The sequence below is a fragment of the Streptomyces sp. NPDC004788 genome, from assembly GCF_053601115.1.
This window is the reverse complement of sequence record NZ_JBSGBF010000093.1, coordinates 14,477-31,863: the sequence shown is the minus strand read 5'-3', so window position 1 is coordinate 31,863 and position 17,387 is coordinate 14,477. Positions and strand designations below refer to the sequence as shown.

Below are 17,387 nucleotides of genomic sequence, written 5' to 3'. Positions count from 1 at the left end.
CGAACGCATCCGCGCCGTCCGCGAGGCGCTGCGCCGGGGCGACCCGCACTCCCGCTGGCTCGTCGTCTTCGACGGCTGGGACGACACCGACGGCGCGAACGTCATGCTGCCCCAGGGCCCCGGCCACGTCCTCGTCACCTCCCGCAACCGCGGCTGGGGCGACTACACCGACGTCCTGGAGATCCCCGGCTTCGACCGCGCCGAGTCGACCGCCTACCTGATGCGGCGCGCCCCGCACATCACCGCGCCCGAGGCCGACGAGGTCGCCGCCGAGTTCGGCGACGTACCGCTGCCGCTCGTCCAGGCCGCCGCCTGGCTCGGCGAGTCCCGCATGGAGGTCGCCGAGTACCTGCGCATGGTCCGCGACGGACGCATCTCCGCCGTGGACGAGCCGTCCGGCGGCGACGGCATCCCCAACGCCTCCCTGACCTCCTGGTCGATACTGATCAACCGGCTCCGACGCTCCCAGCCGCAGGCCATCGACGTGCTCAGCCTGTGCGCCTCCTTCGCCCCCGGCCGCATCCCGCTCGGCATCGTCCGCGCCTACCCGCAGGCCGAACTCCCCGAGGACCTGCGCTGGATGGTCACCGACCTGGCCGCCTGGTCCCGGGCCCTGGACACCCTCGTCAACTACTCCGTGCTCAGCCGCGAGTCCCGCGGCCCGGTCACCGGCGGGGAGATGGTGCCCCATCAGGAGTCCGTCCAGATGCACCGGCTGGTCCACGACATCGTGTCCCGGCTCACCGACGGCGAGCACCGCGACGCCCACCGCAAGGCCGTCCGCACCCTGCTCGCCGAGGCCGACCCCGGCAACCCGCTCGACAGCCGGAACTGGCCCCGTTACGCCGAACTCCTGCCGCACCTGGAGCCCTCCGGCGCCCTCGCCAGCCGCAATCCGCGCGTGCAGACCGCCGTGCTCAACTGCCTGCGCTACTGCTTCCGCAGCGGCGAGTTCCGGGCCGGCATCCGGCTCGCGGAGCGGATCCGGGAGAACTGGTCCACCTTCATGGACCCGGTGAGCGCCGAGATGCAGGAACTCACCACCCAGGAGAGCTACATCCTGCGCCGCTACGGACGCTTCCGGGACGCCTACCAGCTCGACCTCGCGCTGCGCGCCCGCCTCGACGAGGCCGAGACCCCCGACCCGCTCGCCTCGCTCCGCTCCTCCGTCTCCATCGCGAGCGACCTCCGCTACCTCGGGCAGTACCAGGAGGCGGAGCGGATGCAGCGCGAGGTGCTCGCCGAGGCCCAGCGCCTGCTCGGCGACAACGAGTTCCTCACCCTCGTCGCCGGGAACAACCTCGGCATCGCGCTGCGGCTGCTCGGCCGCTACAAGGAGGCGTACGAGCAGGACATCGCCTGCCTGGCCCGCTCGGAGAACGTCCTCGGCGCCCGGCACTCGCAGACCCTCGTCGTCGGCAACAACGTCGCCCAGGACCTGCGGCTGCTCGGCGCCTACCGCGAGGCGCTGGCCCGCCAGGAGGCCAGCGTCCGCGTCCACGTCCGGATCCTCGGCCCCCAGCACCTGCAGACGCTCTACGCCCGCACCCAGCTGGCCCTGTGCCGGCGCCGCGAGGGCGGCTTCCAGCAGGACCTCGGCGCCACCATGGCCAGCCTGCTCGAACAACTGGAACAGGTGCACGGCCGGACCCACTACGTGACGCTCGCCTCCATCAACAACTACGCCAACTACCTGCGCGAGCACGGCGACCTCGACCACGCCCGGGAGCTCAGCCACGAGGCCGAGGCCGGCTACCGCGCCCTCCTCGGCCCCGCCCACCCCGTCGCCACCGGCGTCCTCGCCAACACCGCCCTCGTCCTCCAGGCGTCCGGCGAACGCGCCGATGCCCTCGCCATCCTGGAGGCGTCGCTCGCCGGCCTCACCGCCTCCCTGGGGCCCGACCACCCGTGGGTCCTCGGCTGCGCCCTCAACGCCTCCGCGGCCCGCAACTTCAACGGCAGGGTCGCCGACGCCGCCGAGCTCAGCCGGGACACCCTGCGCCGGGCCCGGCACACCCTCGGCAACGAGCACCCGCTCACCCTGTCCTGCCAGGTCGCCCTCGCCACCGACCTGCGCGGCCTCAGGGAGAACGAGGAGGCGGGCAAGCTGGAGGAGGACGCCCTGCTGACCCTCACCCGGACGCTGGGCGCCCAGCACCCGCACACGCTGTCGGCGCGGCAGCGGAACCGGCCGTACTGGGACTTCGAGGCGAACCTGGGCTGACAGCCCGTACGACCGCAAGGAACGGCGGAAACGCCGGAGGCCCGGCACCCACTCGGGGTGCCGGGCCTCCGGTCGTACGAACTCCGATCAGCGCGATCAGTGCGATCAGCGCGATCAGGCGTCGAAGACCTCCGCGACCAGCTGCGCCTGCTCCGCCTGGTGGCGCTTGGCCGAGCCGACCGCCGGGGAGGAGGAGTGCGGGCGGGAGATCCGGCGCAGGCGCTCGCTCGCCGGGATGTCCGCGCCGACCGCCAGGTCCAGGTGGTCGATCAGGTTGAGCGCGATGAACGGCCAGGCACCCTGGTTCGCCGGCTCCTCCTGGGCCCAGATGTACTTCTCGGCGTTCGGGTACTTGGAGATCTCGGCCTGCAGCTCGGCACCCGGCAGCGGGTACAGGCGCTCCAGACGGATGATCGCCGTGTCCGTGACACCGCGCTTCTGCCGCTCGGCCTCCAGGTCGTAGTAGACCTTGCCCGCGCAGAAGACGACCTTGCGGACGTCGGCCGGGTTGACCGTCGAGTCGCCGATCACCGGGCGGAAGCCGCCGGTGGTGAACTCCTCCACCTTCGACGCCGCGGCCTTCAGACGCAGCATCGACTTCGGGGTGAAGACGATGAGCGGCTTGTGGTGCGGGTTGTGGACCTGCCAGCGCAGCAGGTGGAAGTAGTTCGACGGCAGCGTCGGCATGGCGACCGTCATGTTGTCCTGCGCGCACATCTGCAGGAAGCGCTCCGGGCGGGCGGACGAGTGGTCCGGGCCCTGGCCCTCGTAGCCGTGCGGCAGGAGCAGGGTGACGCCGGAGGTCTGGCCCCACTTCTGCTCGGCCGAGGAGATGAACTCGTCGACGACGGTCTGCGCGCCGTTGACGAAGTCACCGAACTGGGCCTCCCAGATCACCAGGGCGTCGGGGCGCTCCAGCGAGTAGCCGTACTCGAAGCCCATCGCCGCGTACTCGCTGAGCATCGAGTCGTAGACGTTGTAGTGGGCCTGGTCCTCGGCGAGGTACAGCAGCGGGGTGTAGTCCTCGCCGGTCTCCTGGTCGACGAGCACCGCGTGGCGCTGGCCGAAGGTGCCGCGGCGGGAGTCCTGGCCCGACAGGCGGACCGGGGTGCCCTCCATCAGCAGGGAGCCGATGGCGAGGGTCTCGCCGAAGCCCCAGTCGATGGTGCCGTCGTCGATCGAGGCCGCGCGGCGCTGCAGCTGCGGCAGCAGACGCGGGTGGACCGTGACCTGCTCCGGGATGTTCACCTGCGACTCGGCGATCCGCTTCACGACCTCCTGGGAGATCGCGGTGGTCACGGAGACCGGGAAGTCGGGCTTGGCGTCCGGGACCTGGGTCTGGGTCGGCGTCGCGGTGGCCTCGCGGACCTCGGCGAAGACCTTCTCCAGCTGGCCCTGGAAGTCCTGGAGCGCCTGCTCGGCCTCTTCCAGGGTGATGTCGCCGCGACCGATGAGCGACTCGGTGTAGAGCTTGCGCACCGAACGCTTCTTGTCGATCAGCGTGTACATCTGCGGGTTGGTGAACTGCGGGTTGTCGCCCTCGTTGTGACCGCGGCGGCGGTAGCAGATGAGGTCGATCACGACGTCCTTGTTGAACGTCTGGCGGAACTCGAAGGCGAGCCGCGCCACGCGGACGCACGCCTCCGGGTCGTCGCCGTTCACGTGGAAGATCGGCGCCTCGATCATGCGGGCCACGTCCGTCGCGTACATGGAGGAACGCGAGGCCTCGGGAGCCGCGGTGAAGCCGACCTGGTTGTTGATGACGACGTGGACCGTGCCGCCGGTGCGGTAGCCGCGCAGCTGCGACATGTTGAGCGTCTCGGCCACGACGCCCTGGCCCGCGAAGGCCGCGTCGCCGTGCAGGGCGATCGGGAGGACGGTGAAGTCCGTGCCCGCCTTGCCGATGACGTCCTGCTTGGCGCGGACGACACCCTCCACGACCGGGTCGACCGCCTCCAGGTGGGAGGGGTTGGCGACCAGGGAGACCTTGATCTGCTCGCCGTCGAGACCGGTGAAGGTGCCCTCGGCGCCCAGGTGGTACTTGACGTCGCCGGAGCCGTGCATCGACTTCGGGTCGAGGTTGCCCTCGAACTCACGGAAGATCTGCGCGTAGGACTTGCCGACGATGTTCGCGAGGACGTTCAGGCGGCCGCGGTGGGCCATGCCGATGACGACCTCGTCGAGGCGGGACTCCGCCGCGGAGTCGATGACCGCGTCGAGCAGCGGGATGACCGACTCGCCGCCCTCGAGCGAGAAGCGCTTCTGGCCGACGTACTTGGTCTGCAGGAAGGTCTCGAACGCCTCGGCCGAGTTCAGCCGGCGCAGGATGCGCAGCTGCTCCTCGCGCTCCACACGGGCGTGCGGGCGCTCCACGCGGTCCTGGATCCACTTGCGCTGCTTGGGGTCCTGGATGTGCATGAACTCGATGCCGGTGGTGCGGCAGTACGAGTCGCGGAGCACGCCGAGGATGTCGCGGAGCTTCATCATCGACTTGCCGGCGAAGCCGCCGACCGCGAACTCGCGCTCCAGGTCCCACAGGGTGAGGCCGTGCTCGGTGATGTCCAGGTCGGGGTGCTTGCGCTGCTTGTACTCCAGCGGGTCGGTGTCGGCCATGACGTGGCCGCGGACCCGGTAGGAGTGGATCAGCTCGAAGACGCGCGCGGCCTTGGTGACGTCGTCGTCGTGCGAGGCGTCGATGTCCCGGAGCCAGCGGACCGGCTCGTAGGGGATGCGCAGCGACTTGAAGACGTCGTCGTAGAAGCCGTCCTCGCCGAGGAGGAGGTTGGCGACGATGCGCAGGAACTCGCCGGAGGCCGCGCCCTGGATGACCCGGTGGTCGTAGGTCGAGGTCAGGGTCATGACCTTGGAGATGCCCAGCTTGTTCAGGGTGTCCTGGGAGGTGCCCTGGAACTCGGCCGGGTAGTCCATGGAGCCGACGCCCATGATGACCGACTGACCGGGCATCAGACGCGGCACGGAGTGGACGGTGCCGAGGCCGCCGGGGTTGGTCAGGGAGACCGTGACGCCGGTGAAGTCCTCCATCGTCAGCTTGCCGACGCGGGCGCGCTTGACGATGTCCTCGTACGCCTGCCAGAACTCGAAGAAGTTGAGCGTCTCGGCCTTCTTGATGCCGGCGACGACGAGCTGGCGGTCGCCGTTCGGCTTCACCAGGTCGATGGCCAGACCGAAGTTGACGTGCTCCGGCTTCACCAGGGTCGGCTTGCCGTCCTTCTCCGCGAAGGAGTAGTTCATCGACGGCATGGCCTTGATCGCCTGCACCATCGCGTAGCCGATGAGGTGGGTGAAGGAGATCTTCCCGCCCCGGGCGCGCTTCAGGTGGTTGTTGATGACGATCCGGTTGTCGAAGAGCAGCTTCACCGGGACGGCGCGGACGGACGTGGCCGTCGGCACCTCCAGCGAGGCGTTCATGTTCTTCGCGACCGCGGCGGCCGGGCCGCGCAGGGTGATGAGCTCGGGGCCGGCGGGGGCCTCGGCGGCGGGCTTGGCGGCGGCGGCCGGCTTCGCCGGGGCGGCGGGGGCCGGAGCGGCCTTCACCGGAGCCGGAGCGGCGGCGGCGGGCTTCGCCGGGGCCGGGGCGGCCGGAGCGGCCGGGGCGGGCACGGCGGCGGCAGGTGTGGCCTGTGCGGAGCCCACCTGCGGCGCGGCCGGCGCGCTCGGAGTGTTCGGGGTGGTGGCGGCCGGGGCGGCCGCGGTCTTCTCCGGTGCTCCGGGCTTGTAGTCGGCGAAGAAGTCCCACCAGGCACGATCGACCGAATTCGGGTCCTGGAGGTACTGCTGGTAGATCTCGTCGACGAGCCACTCATTGGCACCGAAGGCGGCTGCGGGGCTCACGCCCTGCCCGTCTTGGTCGGCCGGGGAGCTCGGGGTACTGGGGGACTGAGACGACACGGCGGCAACCGCCCTCTTCCGCTTCGCAAGGTGATGGACAGCGGAAATAAAGGCTACGCCTCCCTGGCCGGGAGGTGCAGGCCAGGCAGTCCAACGTCGCGCAAGTCACACTTGACGAGGTGTTTCAGTGCCGTGAATGGCGGGAAACAACCGTGGTTCTGCGTCGACGAGGGTACGGGAAAGCGCGGCTGCGGCCCTGTTCAGCCGCATCCCTGACCACGTACCCGTCCACGTACACGCAGAACGAGTGCTTCCGGTTCGAACCCTACGTCAATCCCGCGGCGGAAGACTGCCCGGAAGAGTGAGTCTGATGCGGCAGCCGCGTGACGATTCGGCCACTCCGATGTGACCGCCGTGCAGATCGACCGCCCAGCGGGCGATCGCGAGCCCCAGACCGGTGCCGCCGTCGCTGCCCGGGCCCTGCTGGGCCGGGACCGTGCCCCGGTTGAACCGCTCGAAGACCTTGTGCCGCTCCGACTCCGGAATGCCCGGGCCCTCGTCCTCGACCTCCAGGTCCACGCTGTCCGGATCCGGACCCCGGCGCGCCCGCACGGTCACGCGCCCGTGCGGCGGCGAGTGCTTCACCGCGTTGTCGATCAGGTTCGCCATCACCTGGTGCAGCCGCTCCGCGTCCGCGTGCGCGGTCAGCTCGGGCGGCGACACGTCCAGGTGCAGATGCACGTCCGTACGGCGGTGCAGGCCCGAGGTGGAGGAGAGCCCGCGCTGGGACGCGGCCAGGTTCGCCTCGCGCAGGATGCCCGAGAGGTACGGCCACACCTCGAAGCGGCTGCGCCGGAGCGTGACGACACCGTTGTCGAGCCGTGACAGGTCGAGCAGCGTCTCCACCAGCCGGCCGAGCCGCTCGGTCTGCTTCAGGGCCGTCCGCATGGTCTCCGGATCGGCGGCGGAGACGCCGTCGACGACGTTCTCCAGGAGCGCGCGCAGCGCCGCGATGGGCGTGCGCAGCTCGTGCGAGACGTTCGCGACCAGTTCCTTGCGGTGCCGGTCCACGGCCTCCAGGTCGTCCGCCATGCGGTTGATCGTGGAGGCCAGGTCGCCCAGCTCGTCGCGGCGGTCCGCGCCGCGCACCCGGCGGCTGAAGTCGCCGCGCGAGATCGAGCCGGCGACGTGGTTCATCTCGTCCAGCGGGGCGGTCAGGGACTGGGCCACGAACTGGGTGATCAGCAGCGTGGCGATCATCGCGAAGATCGTGATGTAGCGGAACTCGGTCGAGGTCCGGATCGCCACGAGGGCGAGACCCGAGGTCAGCAGCACCGCGCCGACGACCAGGGTGCCCAGCTTCGTCTTGATCGATATCGCTATCCGCCGCCGGCCGCCGTCCTGGTCGCCGTGCCGGTCGTCCCCCCGGGCCCCCCGCCCCGCCCGGCTCACGGCGCCGGGGTCTCCAGCGCGTAGCCGACGCCATGGACCGTGCGGATCCGCTCGGCCCCGATCTTCCGGCGCAGCGCCTTGATGTGGCTGTCCACGGTCCGGGTGCCGGAGGCGTCCGCCCAGTCCCACACCTCGGCGAGCAGCTGCTCGCGCGAGAGCACGGCCCGCGGGGTGTTCGCCAGGCAGACCAGCAGGTCGAACTCGGTCGGCGTCAGGTGCACGTCCTCGGCCCTGACCCGGACCCGCCGCTGCGCGTGGTCGATCTCCAGCTCGCCGAGGCGCAGGATCCCGCTGCGCGGCGTCGCCGCCGCGAGCGCGGCCCGCTCCACCCGGCGCAGCAGCACGTGCACCCGGGCGGCCAGCTCGCGCATCGAGAACGGCTTCGTCATGTAGTCGTCGGCGCCGACGCCGAGGCCCACCAGCATGTCCGTCTCGTCGTCACGCGCGGTGAGCATCAGGACCGGGACGGGCCGCTGGGCCTGCACCCGGCGGCACACCTCCAGGCCGTCGAAGCCCGGCAGCATCACGTCGAGCACCATCAGGTCCGGCTGCCACGCCTCGGCCGCGTCCACCGCCGCCGGGCCGTCGCCGGCCGTCTGCACCAGGAAGCCCTCGGCACGCAGCCGCGCGGCGATCGCGTCCACGATCGTGGCGTCGTCCTCGACCACGAGGACTCTGCGCTGGGCCCCTGGAGTCGTCGCACCGTGGTTCGTGGTGTGTGTCTGCTCCATTGCCCCGCCTCGCGTCGCCGATGTCGGTGCAGCAGCCTAGGGGCAACCGCCGCGTCAAGGCTACGCAGGCGATCCGGCTGGCCGGACGGCGAGGTGGACCACGTCGGGGACGCCCCGGGCAACCGGGACCTCTTCGGTCCGTACCCCGCTGAATCCGGCATTCCGCAACGACTCTTCGAAATCGGCGGACGGTTGCGCCGACCACACGGCGAGGATTCCGCCGGGGTTCAGCCGGGCCGCGCAGGCGGCCAAACCCTCGGTGGAATAAAGGGATTCGTTGTCCTCGGTGACGGTCCAGTCGGGCCCGTTGTCGATGTCCAGGCACAGCGCGTCGTAGGTGTCGGTGGTGGTGCGCAGATGGGTCACCAGGTCCGTGTGCAGGATCACGGTGCGCGAATCGGCGAGCGCCGCACCGGAGATGGCCGAGAGCGGACCCTTCCGGTGCCAGTCGATGATCGCGCCCTCACGCTCCGCGACCACGATCCGGCCCCAGCGCGGGTCGGCGGCGGCGTGCGCGAGCGAGAAACCGACGCCGAGGCCGCCGATGAGGACGGCCGGCGCCTCGGGACGTGACGGCCCCGACGACAGCGCGTCCAGGGCGGCGTCGACGAGCAGGCGCTCCGAGCGGCCGTCGGACGTGTCCATCAGGAACGTTCCGTTGGCGATGATCTCGTAGTGCGTCACGTCGTCCGTGTCGCGCCGCCGCAGGACGACTTCTCCGTACGGGCCCTCACGGCGTTCGAGGGTGACGGGGCTGCTCATTGCTCACTCCGTGGCTCGCTTGTACGTGGCTGTCCCGGCCATCCTCGGAGGGCGCGGGCGGCCGGGACAACCGCTTAACGAGCCTCGTGCGTGACGTAGTGCGCGATCCGGCCGAGCGTGCGGCGGGCGTCCACCCGCGTGCCGTAGGTCCGGTCCCAGGTGATCGGGGCGACCGTGACGTGGCCCTTGTCGAGCAGCCAGGTCGAGTCGGCGTCCGCGCGGCCCTCGGCGCACTCGCCCGCGCCGCCGCCGTCCACCGGGCACAGGCCGAGGGTGATGTCGAAGGAGTCGCCCGTGCCGCGCCGTTCGTACGCGTGGTAGGCCACGGCCCCGTCGCCGACCCGGGTCCACACCGGGGCCTTCGCCGGCTGTCCGGCGCTGACGTCCGGGTAGTCGACCTTGAGCGCGAAGGCGGAGGTGAGGAGGCCGCGGGTGCGGAGCCCGGCGACGAAGCGGGCGCCGAACTCGGCGTTCGCGCGGTAGTTGTCGCGCGGGAAGTACGTGTTGCTCTCGTCGCCCGCCGAGGAGAACGCGACCGCCGGCACTCCCTGGTCGATCGCGGCGACGGCCGCGCCCACGGTGCCGGAGTCGTTGACGTTCGCCGAGACGTTCGGGCCCGAGTTGATGCCGGTGAGCACCAGGTCGGGGCCGTCCTGCCAGCCGGCCTCGGCTCTCAGTCCGCCGCGCAGCGCGAGCTTCACCGTGTCGGCGGGCGTGGCGCTCGGGGTGTCCTTGCCGCACGGCCCCGCCGACAGGCACACGCCGAACACCGCGCCGTGGGCCGGCGCGCCCGCGCAGTCGCCCCCGTAGCCGGCGGGCAGCTCGGCGGCGGCGCGGCGCTGCGCGGTGAGCACGCCGCCGTTGGTGACGGCCGTGCCCTTGCCGGACTGCACCTGCCACGGGGCCATGACCACGACGTCGGCGCCGGCGGCGCACATCGCGCGGCGGAGCTCGTAGAGGCCGAGGCCGTCGGAGTTGCTCGCCTTCGCGGCCTGCATGGAGTCGTCGTTGGAGAGGAGGACGCGCATACCGGCGAGGGGCGCGGCCGAGGGGGCCGAGGGGGCGGCGGGGGTGGTGGCGTAGGCGGTCGCGCCGAGGCACGTGAGCAGTGCGGCGGCTGTGCCGAGGGCGAGGAGCTTGCGCATGGCGGTGCGTTCCCTTCAGGGGCATGACACGCGGAAGAGTGCGGTCCGGGGCCCGGCCCCCCACGGGCGGGCCCCGGACCGGGCGCGGGGCGTGTCAGGGCGCCCCGCGGTCCGGGGATGGCCGAAGGCTAGGGTTGAAAACCGAGTGGGTACTAGGTTTGTGCGCTGTGACCTGGGTCACGGCGTGGAGGTGGCTCGGAAGGTCGCGGCTAGGGTGGGGCCATGCCGGAGAAGAAGGTCCCCGCGAGCGGGAAAGCCGCAGGCCGGGGCGGTTACGCGGTCGGTGACGCGCGGCGCAGGAAGATCCTCGACACCGCCGTCGAGCACTTCGGGCAGTGGGGCTTCCACGCCTCCTCGCTCGCCCGGATCGCGAACGACTGCGGCATCACCCAGGGCGGACTCCTCCATCACTTCCGCAGCAAGGAGGACCTGCTCCTGTCGGTCCTCGCGCAGAGCGAGCAGCACGACATGGAGCGGCTCTTCGCCGACGAGCCGGAGTCCTACGCCGCCTATCTCGACACCCTCGTCGCCCTGATCGAGGAGAACACCCGGCGCCCCGGCATCGTCCGGATGTTCAACGTCCTCGTCGGCGAGTCCGGCGACGTCGGCCACCCCGCGCACGCGTACTTCAAGGAGCGGTACGCGCGGGTGCTGCGGGACACCGTCGCCCTCCTGGAGCGGGCCGTGGAGCGCGGCGAGCTGCGGACCGGGACCGACTGCCTGGCCGTCGCCCAGGAGCAGCTGGCCGTGATGGACGGCCTGCAGATCCAGTGGGCGCTCGCCCCGGAGTCGATGGACATGCCGGCGCGGGTACGGGACTTCCTGCGGCGGCGGTACGAGGAACTCCGGGCCTAGTGTCCTGGCGGTCCGGCTTTACGGGGCCGTCGGCGGGCCGCCGTCGGGAAGGGCGTCGAAGACGCGCTGGAGCGCGGGCGGGCGGGCCTCGCCGTCCTGGGTGACGACGAGCCGGTGGCCGTAGGCGACCTGGTACGTGAACCCGTCGCGGACCGGGCTGCCGGTGGCCCGGTCCGGGACCTTCGCGTACGCCGGGTCCTCCAGGGCGGCGCGCAGCTCGGCGGCTTGAGCGGGCGTCAGGCGGCCGGAGGCGGGCGGCTTGGTGCCGTGGCGGACGGTGTACGCGCCGTCGTAGTGGACCACCAGCTTGTTGCTGACCCCGGCGAAGCCGCCACTGACGTCGACCTCGACCAGGACGTCCTGGGGCGCGGGCTCCGTGCGCGTGGCGGCGCTGCTCGCCGGGCTCTCGGCCGGCGGCGCCGCCGGGGCCTGGCCGCAGCCGGTCACGGCCACGGCCGCGGCGAGGACGGCCGCGGCGCCGAACCTGCGCCCGTACCGCTTCACGTACTCCCGCTTCACGTACTCCATGGCCCGAGCATGCCCGCTCCGGCGGGCCCGCGCAGGGCGCGTGACGAGTGATCGCTCAGAGCGAACGCGGGGCGGGGAACAATGCCGGGCTCACATGCATTGAGTCGGTAAAGCTCAACTTGATTGACTGCGATTCACTGCCGAAGGGGAGATCATGGCTTCTGAGTCCATGGCGTCCGCGCCGCTCACTCTGCCTGTGCTGCCGCTCGACGACGAGGTCGTGCTGCCCGGAATGGTCGTGCCGCTGGATCTGTCCGACAACGACGTCCGGGCAGCCGTCGAGGCCGCGCAGGCCGCCGCGCGCGGTGGGACCGGGAAGCCCAGGGTGCTGCTCGTGCCCCGGGTGGACGGGACCTACGCGGGCACCGGTGTGCTCGGCACGGTCGAGCAGGTCGGGCGGCTGTCCGACGGCGATCCCGGCGCGCTGATCCGCGGCCGCGGCCGCGTGCGCATCGGCGCCGGGACGACCGGGCCCGGCGCGGCGCTGTGGGTCGAGGGCACCGTCGTCGACGAGGCGCTGCCGGAGCCGCTGCCCGGCGCGGTGACCGAGCTGGTCAAGGAGTACAAGGCGCTGGCCACGAGCTGGCTGAAGAAGCGCGGCGCCTGGCAGGTCGTCGACCGCGTCCAGCAGATCGAGGGCGTCGGCGCGCTCGCCGACAACGCGGGCTACTCCCCGTTCCTGACGGTGGAGCAGAAGCTCGGACTGCTGGAGACCGCCGACCCGGTCGCCCGCCTCAAGCTCGCCACCGCGCAGCTGCGCGATCACCTGGCCGAACAGGACGTCGCCGAGACCATCGCCAAGGACGTCCAGGAGGGCGTCGACAAGCAGCAGCGCGAGTTCCTGCTGCGCCGCCAGCTCGAAGCCGTCCGCAAGGAGCTGCGCGAGCTCAACGGCGAGAAGGATGCCGACGAGTCCGACGACTACCGCGCCCGCGTCGAGGCGGCCGACCTGCCCGAGAAGGTCCGCGAGGCGGCCCTCAAGGAGGTCGAGAAGCTGGAGCGGGCGAGCGACCAGTCCCCGGAGGGCTCCTGGATCCGCACCTGGCTCGACACCGTCCTCGAACTGCCGTGGAACGAGCGCACCGAGGACCAGTACGACATCCAGGGCGCCAAGGCCGTCCTGGACGCCGAGCACGCGGGCCTGGAGGACGTGAAGGAGCGCATCACCGAATACCTGGCCGTGCGCAAGCGGCGCGCCGAGCGCGGGCTCGGTGTCGTCGGCGGCCGTCGCGGCGGCGCCGTGCTCGCCCTCGTCGGCCCGCCCGGCGTCGGCAAGACCTCGCTCGGCGAGTCCGTCGCGCACGCCATGGGCCGCAAGTTCGTCCGCGTGGCCCTCGGCGGCGTCCGGGACGAGGCCGAGATCCGCGGCCACCGGCGGACGTACGTGGGCGCGCTGCCCGGCCGGATCGTCCGCGCGATCAAGGAGGCCGGGTCCATGAACCCGGTGGTGCTGCTCGACGAGATCGACAAGGTCGGCTCCGACTTCCGGGGCGACCCGGCGGCGGCCCTCCTCGAAGTCCTCGACCCGGCGCAGAACCACACCTTCCGAGACCACTACCTGGAGGTCGAATTCGACCTGAGCGACGTCGTGTTCCTCGCGACGGCGAACGTCCTGGAGGCCATCCCGGAGGCCCTGCTCGACCGCATGGAGCTGGTCCGCCTCGACGGCTACACCGAGGACGAGAAGGTCGTCATCGCCCGCGACCACCTGCTGCCCCGGCAGCTGGAGCGGGCCGGCCTGGAGCAGGGCGAGGTCGTCCTGGAGGAGTCGGCGCTGCGCAAGCTGGCCGGCGAGTACACCCGGGAGGCGGGCGTCCGCACCCTGGAGCGCTCGATCGCCCGGCTCCTCCGCAAGGTGGCCGCCCAGCACGAACTGGGCGAGCGGGAACTGCCGTTCACCATCGGCGAGGGCGAACTGCGCGGCCTGATCGGCCGCCCGCACCACGTGCCCGAGTCCGCCCAGGACCCGGCCGAGCGGCGCACGTCCGTGCCCGGTGTCGCCACCGGTCTGGCCGTGACCGGCGCCGGCGGTGACGTCCTCTTCGTGGAGGCATCGCTCGCCGACCCGGAGACGGGCGGGGCGGGTCTGACCCTCACCGGTCAGCTGGGCGACGTGATGAAGGAGTCCGCGCAGATCGCGCTCTCCTTCCTGCGCTCGCACGGCGCCGAGCTGGAGCTGCCCGTCACCGGCCTGAAGGACCGCGGCGTGCACATCCACTTCCCGGCGGGCGCGGTCCCGAAGGACGGCCCGAGCGCCGGCATCACCATGACGACGGCCCTCGCCTCGCTCCTGTCGGGCCGGCTGGTCCGCACGGACGTCGCGATGACCGGCGAGGTCTCCCTCACCGGCCGCGTCCTGCCCATCGGCGGCCTGAAGCAGAAGCTCCTCGCCGCCCACCGCGCGGGCATCACGACCGTCGTGATCCCCAAGCGGAACGAGGCCGATCTCGACGACGTCCCCGCCGAGATCCTGGAGAAGCTGGAGGTCCACCCGGTCACGGACGTCCGCCAGGTCCTGGAGATCGCGCTGACCCCGGCGGCGGTCGCGGTGGGCGCGGCGGCGTAAGGCACCGCACCCGCACGCACAGCGGTGGGCCGCCCTCCCTCGGGAGGGCGCCCCACCACTGCCTCACGCGGGGCCGGTCACGCGGGGTTGGTCACGCCGGGTTGGTCACGCCGGGTTGGTACGGCGCACGGCGTCGGCGACGACCGGGGCCAGATCGGCGCCGCCGGTGTGCGCCGCGCGCTGGAGGTCCGCCCCGGTACCCCGGGCGAGGACCAGCTCGACGCCGCGCACGGCCCGGTCGAGGTCGCCCGCGTCCCGCAGAGCCGGGGTCACATGGCCGATCAGGGCCTGCAGGACGTCGGCGGCCGGGGCCGGCCGCCAGCTCTTGGGGTGCAGCAGGCGGTCGCCGAGGCCGTAACGGCTGGCCTGCCACGCGGCCAGTCGCAGCAGGACGGTCGGGACCGGGTCGGCCTCCACCCCGGCCCGCCAGGCCCGGGCCTCGGTCTCCACCAGGGCGCGGACCAGCAGCCCGAGCAGCAGGGCGTCCTCCGCGTGCAGGCACACGTCCCCGACCCGCACCTCCACCGTCGGGTAGCTGCGCGACAGCCGGGCGTCGAAGTAGACCATGTGGTCGTCGACGAGCACCTCGCTCGCCAGCATCGCCCGGGTGGTCTCCTCCAGCGCGTCGACGTCGCCGAACAGCTCGGCGGGCCCGGCCATCGGCCAGCGCGACCACAGCTGGTGGCGCCAGCTCGCGTACCCGGTGTCCTCGCCCTGCCAGAACGGCGAGTTCGCGCTGAGCGCCAGCAGCGGCGCGAGCCAGGGCCGGATCCGGTCCAGGACACCGACGCCCTCCTCCGGCGAGGTGAGGTGGACGTGCACGTGGCAGGCGCAGGTGAGCTTGTCGTCGACCAGACGGGCGTACCGGTCCTCGATGCGCCGATAGCGGTCCGCCGGGTTGAGGACCTGCTCGAAGCGCATCGGCGCGGTCGCGAGCGCCGCGACCGCCACTCCCGCCTCCTTGGCCGCGGCCGCGGCGGTGGCCCTGGCCTGCCGCAGCTGATCGGCCAGCTCGTCCGCCGTGGCGCACGGCCTGGTGCCGATCTCCAGCATCTCGCAGTACAACTCGGGCTTCACCGGCTCACCCCGGTCCGCCTCCGGCCGCACGTCGGCGTGCCAGGCGGCGATCTCGGTGACGGTCCCGGACAGTGGCTGGGGGAGCCCGGTCGCGGGATCGACCAGGAGCAGCTCCTCCTCGACCCCGATCGTGCGCAGTCCTTGCCCGCGGTGGTACTCCCACCGCTCCTCATTCCGCATGGAGTGCTCTCTCCTTCAACGGTCGGACGACGTGCGCTGGCGGCCGTTCGAACAGAGCATTCCCGAAGGACGTCCACGGATGACCCGACTCCGCTTGTTCTGGTACGGATGGCGTGAAATCGACACCCGAAGGGAGGACGTCCGCGTGATTCCCGTTCGAGTGAATTTCGCGCATTTGCGTATCGGGGCGGCCGGTGAATCCGTAGGGTCGGGAGTGGCTACGGGGGTGGCAACTGAACTGGCGGGTTGGGGAGTTGAGCCATGGGTCAGGCTAAACGGCAGGAAGCGTGGGAGTTCTTCGGCGAGCTGCTGAAGGAGCGCCGGGAGGCGGCGGGACTCACGCAGAGCGAGCTGGGCGCGCGGGTGTTCGTCTCGTCGGCGTACATCGGTCTGTTCGAGCAGGGCATTCGGAAACCGCAGCTGGATCTGGCGAAGCTGTTCGACGACGTGCTGAAGACGGGGGGCCTGTTCGAGCGGACGTGGCGGAAGCTGATCAATCGGTCGCCGTACGCGTCGTACTTCCAGGCGGCGGCGGAGCTGGAGGACCTGGCGACGAAGATCTGCGAGTTCGAATCCACTTCCGTCCCGGGACTGCTCCAGACTCGCGCCTACGCACGAGCCGTCACCCTCGCCAGCAATCCGCTGGCCACTGAGGAGTACCTGGAGGACACCGTCAAGGGGCGGATGGAGCGGTCCGCAATTCTCAAGGACGCCACTCGGCCCATGTACTGGGCGATCCTGCACGAGACGGTGCTGCGCATCCCGGTCGGGGGCCCGGCGGTCATGGCCGAACAGCTCGCCCACCTCCTGGCGGCCGTGGGCGAGCGCAAGGTGCTGATCCAGGTGCTGCCCTTCTCTGTGGGCGCGTACCCCCAGATGGGCAAGCCGCTCAAGCTCATGGAGTTCGAGGATCAGCCGCCAACGGCCTATACGGAGGCGGTGTATTCGGGAAGCCTGCTCGATGATCCGTCTGTGGTGAAGCGGGCTCAGGCGACCTACGATCTGCTCAGGGCCGCCGCGCTGTCGCCGGAGGCGTCCCTGGCCCTGATCGAATCGGCGGTGGAGGACTACAGACGATGCGCGCCCACGACCTGACCCACGCCCACTGGTTCAAGAGCTCCTACAGCGACGGCGACGGCGGCGAGTGCGTAGAAGTCACCTACGACTTCGCGGGCGCCGCCTGGCGCAAGAGCAGCTACAGCGACGGCGATGGTGGGAACTGCATCGAGGTCCTCGACGGCATCCCCGGTGTCGTCCCCGTCCGTGACAGCAAGGTGCCCGCCGGCCCGGTCCTCGTGGTGGCCGCGCCGGCTTGGGCGTCCTTCGTCGCCGGGCTCAAGGGCTGACCGCCCTCCCAAGCTTCACGTGCGGCCGCCCTCACTCCGAGTGTGGCCTCCTCCGCCACCGCGTCAAGGGCGCTCCTTCGTCGCGTCGCTGCGCGATGGGCTGCGCCCACCCTTGACCCGGTGGCTCCGGGAGCCTTTTCACACTCGGAGGGCGGCCCGGGGCGGGGCCGCGCGGGGGGGTTCGGGTATCGCTGCCGCCGTAGGCGGGCAGGCGGGCGAGTGGGTGGGGGGCTTCGGGTATCGCTCCGGCCGGGGGCTGTGTGCTGCCCGGTGGGGTGGGGCTGGGTTTGCGGCTGGGGTGGATGGGACCGTCTCTGCGCGTCCCGGGTGCGCGGGTGTGGAGTGGGGTGCCCATTGCCTGCTCAGCGGGTCCCCGTGGTCGTTCGGTCGGGGCTCATGCCCCGCTGGTCACTCCCGGTGGGTGGATGGGCGGTGCGGGTGAACCCTAACTGCGCCACGAACCGTCTCGGGAGTCACAGAAGTGCTCATCTGCCTCACCAGGGGCGGTGATTCGGGAGTGTGGCGCACTTAGGGCTCGGTACACCCTTCCATCGCGAACCCTTTCCCCGCCATGAACGCCCGGCAGGGCCGCTCGGGTTGGGCTGAGGAGATGTCCCGGCGGGCTGGGGCGGTTGATGGCGCGCAAAGGGCTCGCCCCGAGCCGCCCCCCAC

The 17,387-nt window shown here is 71.6% G+C and carries 12 protein-coding genes; 5 read left to right on the top strand and 7 right to left on the bottom strand.

From position 1 onward, the window contains the following. On the top strand, nucleotides 1-2,224 hold a 2,224-nt coding region (gene fxsT / locus ACWEJX_RS30400), incomplete at its 5' end, for an FxSxx-COOH system tetratricopeptide repeat protein (RefSeq protein WP_451610632.1). A gap of 114 nt (nucleotides 2,225-2,338) precedes the next feature. Here fxsT and ACWEJX_RS30395 read toward each other — a convergent pair. From ACWEJX_RS30395 to surE, 5 genes are all read right to left on the bottom strand, one after another. Beyond that, nucleotides 2,339-6,133 (bottom strand): multifunctional oxoglutarate decarboxylase/oxoglutarate dehydrogenase thiamine pyrophosphate-binding subunit/dihydrolipoyllysine-residue succinyltransferase subunit, encoded by a 3,795-nt coding sequence (locus tag ACWEJX_RS30395; protein WP_451610631.1) that lies wholly within the window; start codon nucleotides 6,131-6,133, stop codon nucleotides 2,339-2,341. A gap of 270 nt (nucleotides 6,134-6,403) precedes the next feature. Then, the gene (locus ACWEJX_RS30390; RefSeq protein WP_451610633.1) at nucleotides 6,404-7,456 is read right to left on the bottom strand and encodes a HAMP domain-containing sensor histidine kinase; all 1,053 of its coding nucleotides are present in this window, start codon (nucleotides 7,454-7,456) and stop codon (nucleotides 6,404-6,406) included. 65 nt (nucleotides 7,457-7,521) lie between these two features. Beyond that, nucleotides 7,522-8,256 carry a response regulator transcription factor gene (locus tag ACWEJX_RS30385; protein WP_451610630.1) on the bottom strand — a complete coding sequence of 245 codons (735 nt, stop codon included), beginning with the start codon at nucleotides 8,254-8,256 and terminating at the stop codon, nucleotides 7,522-7,524. Between the two features lie 60 nt (nucleotides 8,257-8,316). Then, nucleotides 8,317-9,018 carry a spermidine synthase gene (locus ACWEJX_RS30380; RefSeq protein ID WP_451610629.1) on the bottom strand — a complete coding sequence of 234 codons (702 nt, stop codon included), beginning with the start codon at nucleotides 9,016-9,018 and terminating at the stop codon, nucleotides 8,317-8,319. A 74-nt stretch (nucleotides 9,019-9,092) separates the two neighbouring features. After that, a complete protein-coding gene (gene surE, locus ACWEJX_RS30375) occupies nucleotides 9,093-10,163 on the bottom strand; it encodes a 5'/3'-nucleotidase SurE (protein WP_451610628.1) in 1,071 nt (356 codons plus the stop codon). Nucleotides 10,164-10,385: 222 nt separating this feature from the next. On the opposite strand from surE, the gene ACWEJX_RS30370 reads away from it, so the two are divergent. Beyond that, entirely contained in the window at nucleotides 10,386-11,018 is a 633-nt protein-coding gene (locus tag ACWEJX_RS30370) for a TetR/AcrR family transcriptional regulator (protein WP_451610627.1), read from the top strand. Nucleotides 11,019-11,036: 18 nt separating this feature from the next. Here ACWEJX_RS30370 and ACWEJX_RS30365 read toward each other — a convergent pair whose 3' ends face one another. Then, the gene (locus tag ACWEJX_RS30365; protein ID WP_451610626.1) at nucleotides 11,037-11,546 is read right to left on the bottom strand and encodes a hypothetical protein; all 510 of its coding nucleotides are present in this window, start codon (nucleotides 11,544-11,546) and stop codon (nucleotides 11,037-11,039) included. Nucleotides 11,547-11,700: 154 nt separating this feature from the next. On the opposite strand from ACWEJX_RS30365, the gene lon reads away from it, so the two are divergent. Continuing rightward, entirely contained in the window at nucleotides 11,701-14,112 is a 2,412-nt protein-coding gene (gene lon, locus ACWEJX_RS30360; RefSeq protein ID WP_451610625.1) for an endopeptidase La, read from the top strand. Nucleotides 14,113-14,217: 105 nt separating this feature from the next. On the opposite strand, the gene ACWEJX_RS30355 is transcribed toward lon, so the two are convergent. Continuing rightward, complete coding sequence (locus ACWEJX_RS30355; RefSeq protein WP_451610624.1) at nucleotides 14,218-15,369, bottom strand: glutamate--cysteine ligase; 1,152 nt, start codon at nucleotides 15,367-15,369, stop codon at nucleotides 14,218-14,220. A 261-nt stretch (nucleotides 15,370-15,630) separates the two neighbouring features. Here ACWEJX_RS30355 and ACWEJX_RS30350 point away from each other — a divergent pair, with 261 nt between their 5' ends. Further along, on the top strand, nucleotides 15,631-16,464 hold the full coding sequence (locus ACWEJX_RS30350; protein WP_451610623.1) for a helix-turn-helix domain-containing protein: 834 nt from the start codon (nucleotides 15,631-15,633) through the stop codon (nucleotides 16,462-16,464). Continuing rightward, on the top strand, nucleotides 16,446-16,715 hold the full coding sequence (locus tag ACWEJX_RS30345; protein ID WP_451610622.1) for a DUF397 domain-containing protein: 270 nt from the start codon (nucleotides 16,446-16,448) through the stop codon (nucleotides 16,713-16,715). Before ACWEJX_RS30350 ends, ACWEJX_RS30345 begins: the two co-directional genes overlap by 19 nt. Nucleotides 16,716-17,387 lie beyond the last annotated feature (672 nt).

What these genes read in the sequence shown, in the direction of transcription:
- ACWEJX_RS30345 (WP_451610622.1), top strand. Translation starts at nt 16,446, where the DNA reads ATGCGCGCCCACGACCTGACCCACGCCCACTGGTTCAAGAGCTCCTAC.
- ACWEJX_RS30355 (WP_451610624.1), bottom strand. Translation starts at nt 15,369, where the DNA reads ATGCGGAATGAGGAGCGGTGGGAGTACCACCGCGGGCAAGGACTGCGC.
- ACWEJX_RS30385 (WP_451610630.1), bottom strand. Translation starts at nt 8,256, where the DNA reads ATGGAGCAGACACACACCACGAACCACGGTGCGACGACTCCAGGGGCC.
- ACWEJX_RS30365 (WP_451610626.1), bottom strand. Translation starts at nt 11,546, where the DNA reads ATGGAGTACGTGAAGCGGGAGTACGTGAAGCGGTACGGGCGCAGGTTC.
- ACWEJX_RS30380 (WP_451610629.1), bottom strand. Translation starts at nt 9,018, where the DNA reads ATGAGCAGCCCCGTCACCCTCGAACGCCGTGAGGGCCCGTACGGAGAA.
- lon (WP_451610625.1), top strand. Translation starts at nt 11,701, where the DNA reads ATGGCTTCTGAGTCCATGGCGTCCGCGCCGCTCACTCTGCCTGTGCTG.
- ACWEJX_RS30370 (WP_451610627.1), top strand. Translation starts at nt 10,386, where the DNA reads ATGCCGGAGAAGAAGGTCCCCGCGAGCGGGAAAGCCGCAGGCCGGGGC.
- ACWEJX_RS30350 (WP_451610623.1), top strand. Translation starts at nt 15,631, where the DNA reads ATGGGTCAGGCTAAACGGCAGGAAGCGTGGGAGTTCTTCGGCGAGCTG.
- surE (WP_451610628.1), bottom strand. Translation starts at nt 10,163, where the DNA reads ATGCGCAAGCTCCTCGCCCTCGGCACAGCCGCCGCACTGCTCACGTGC.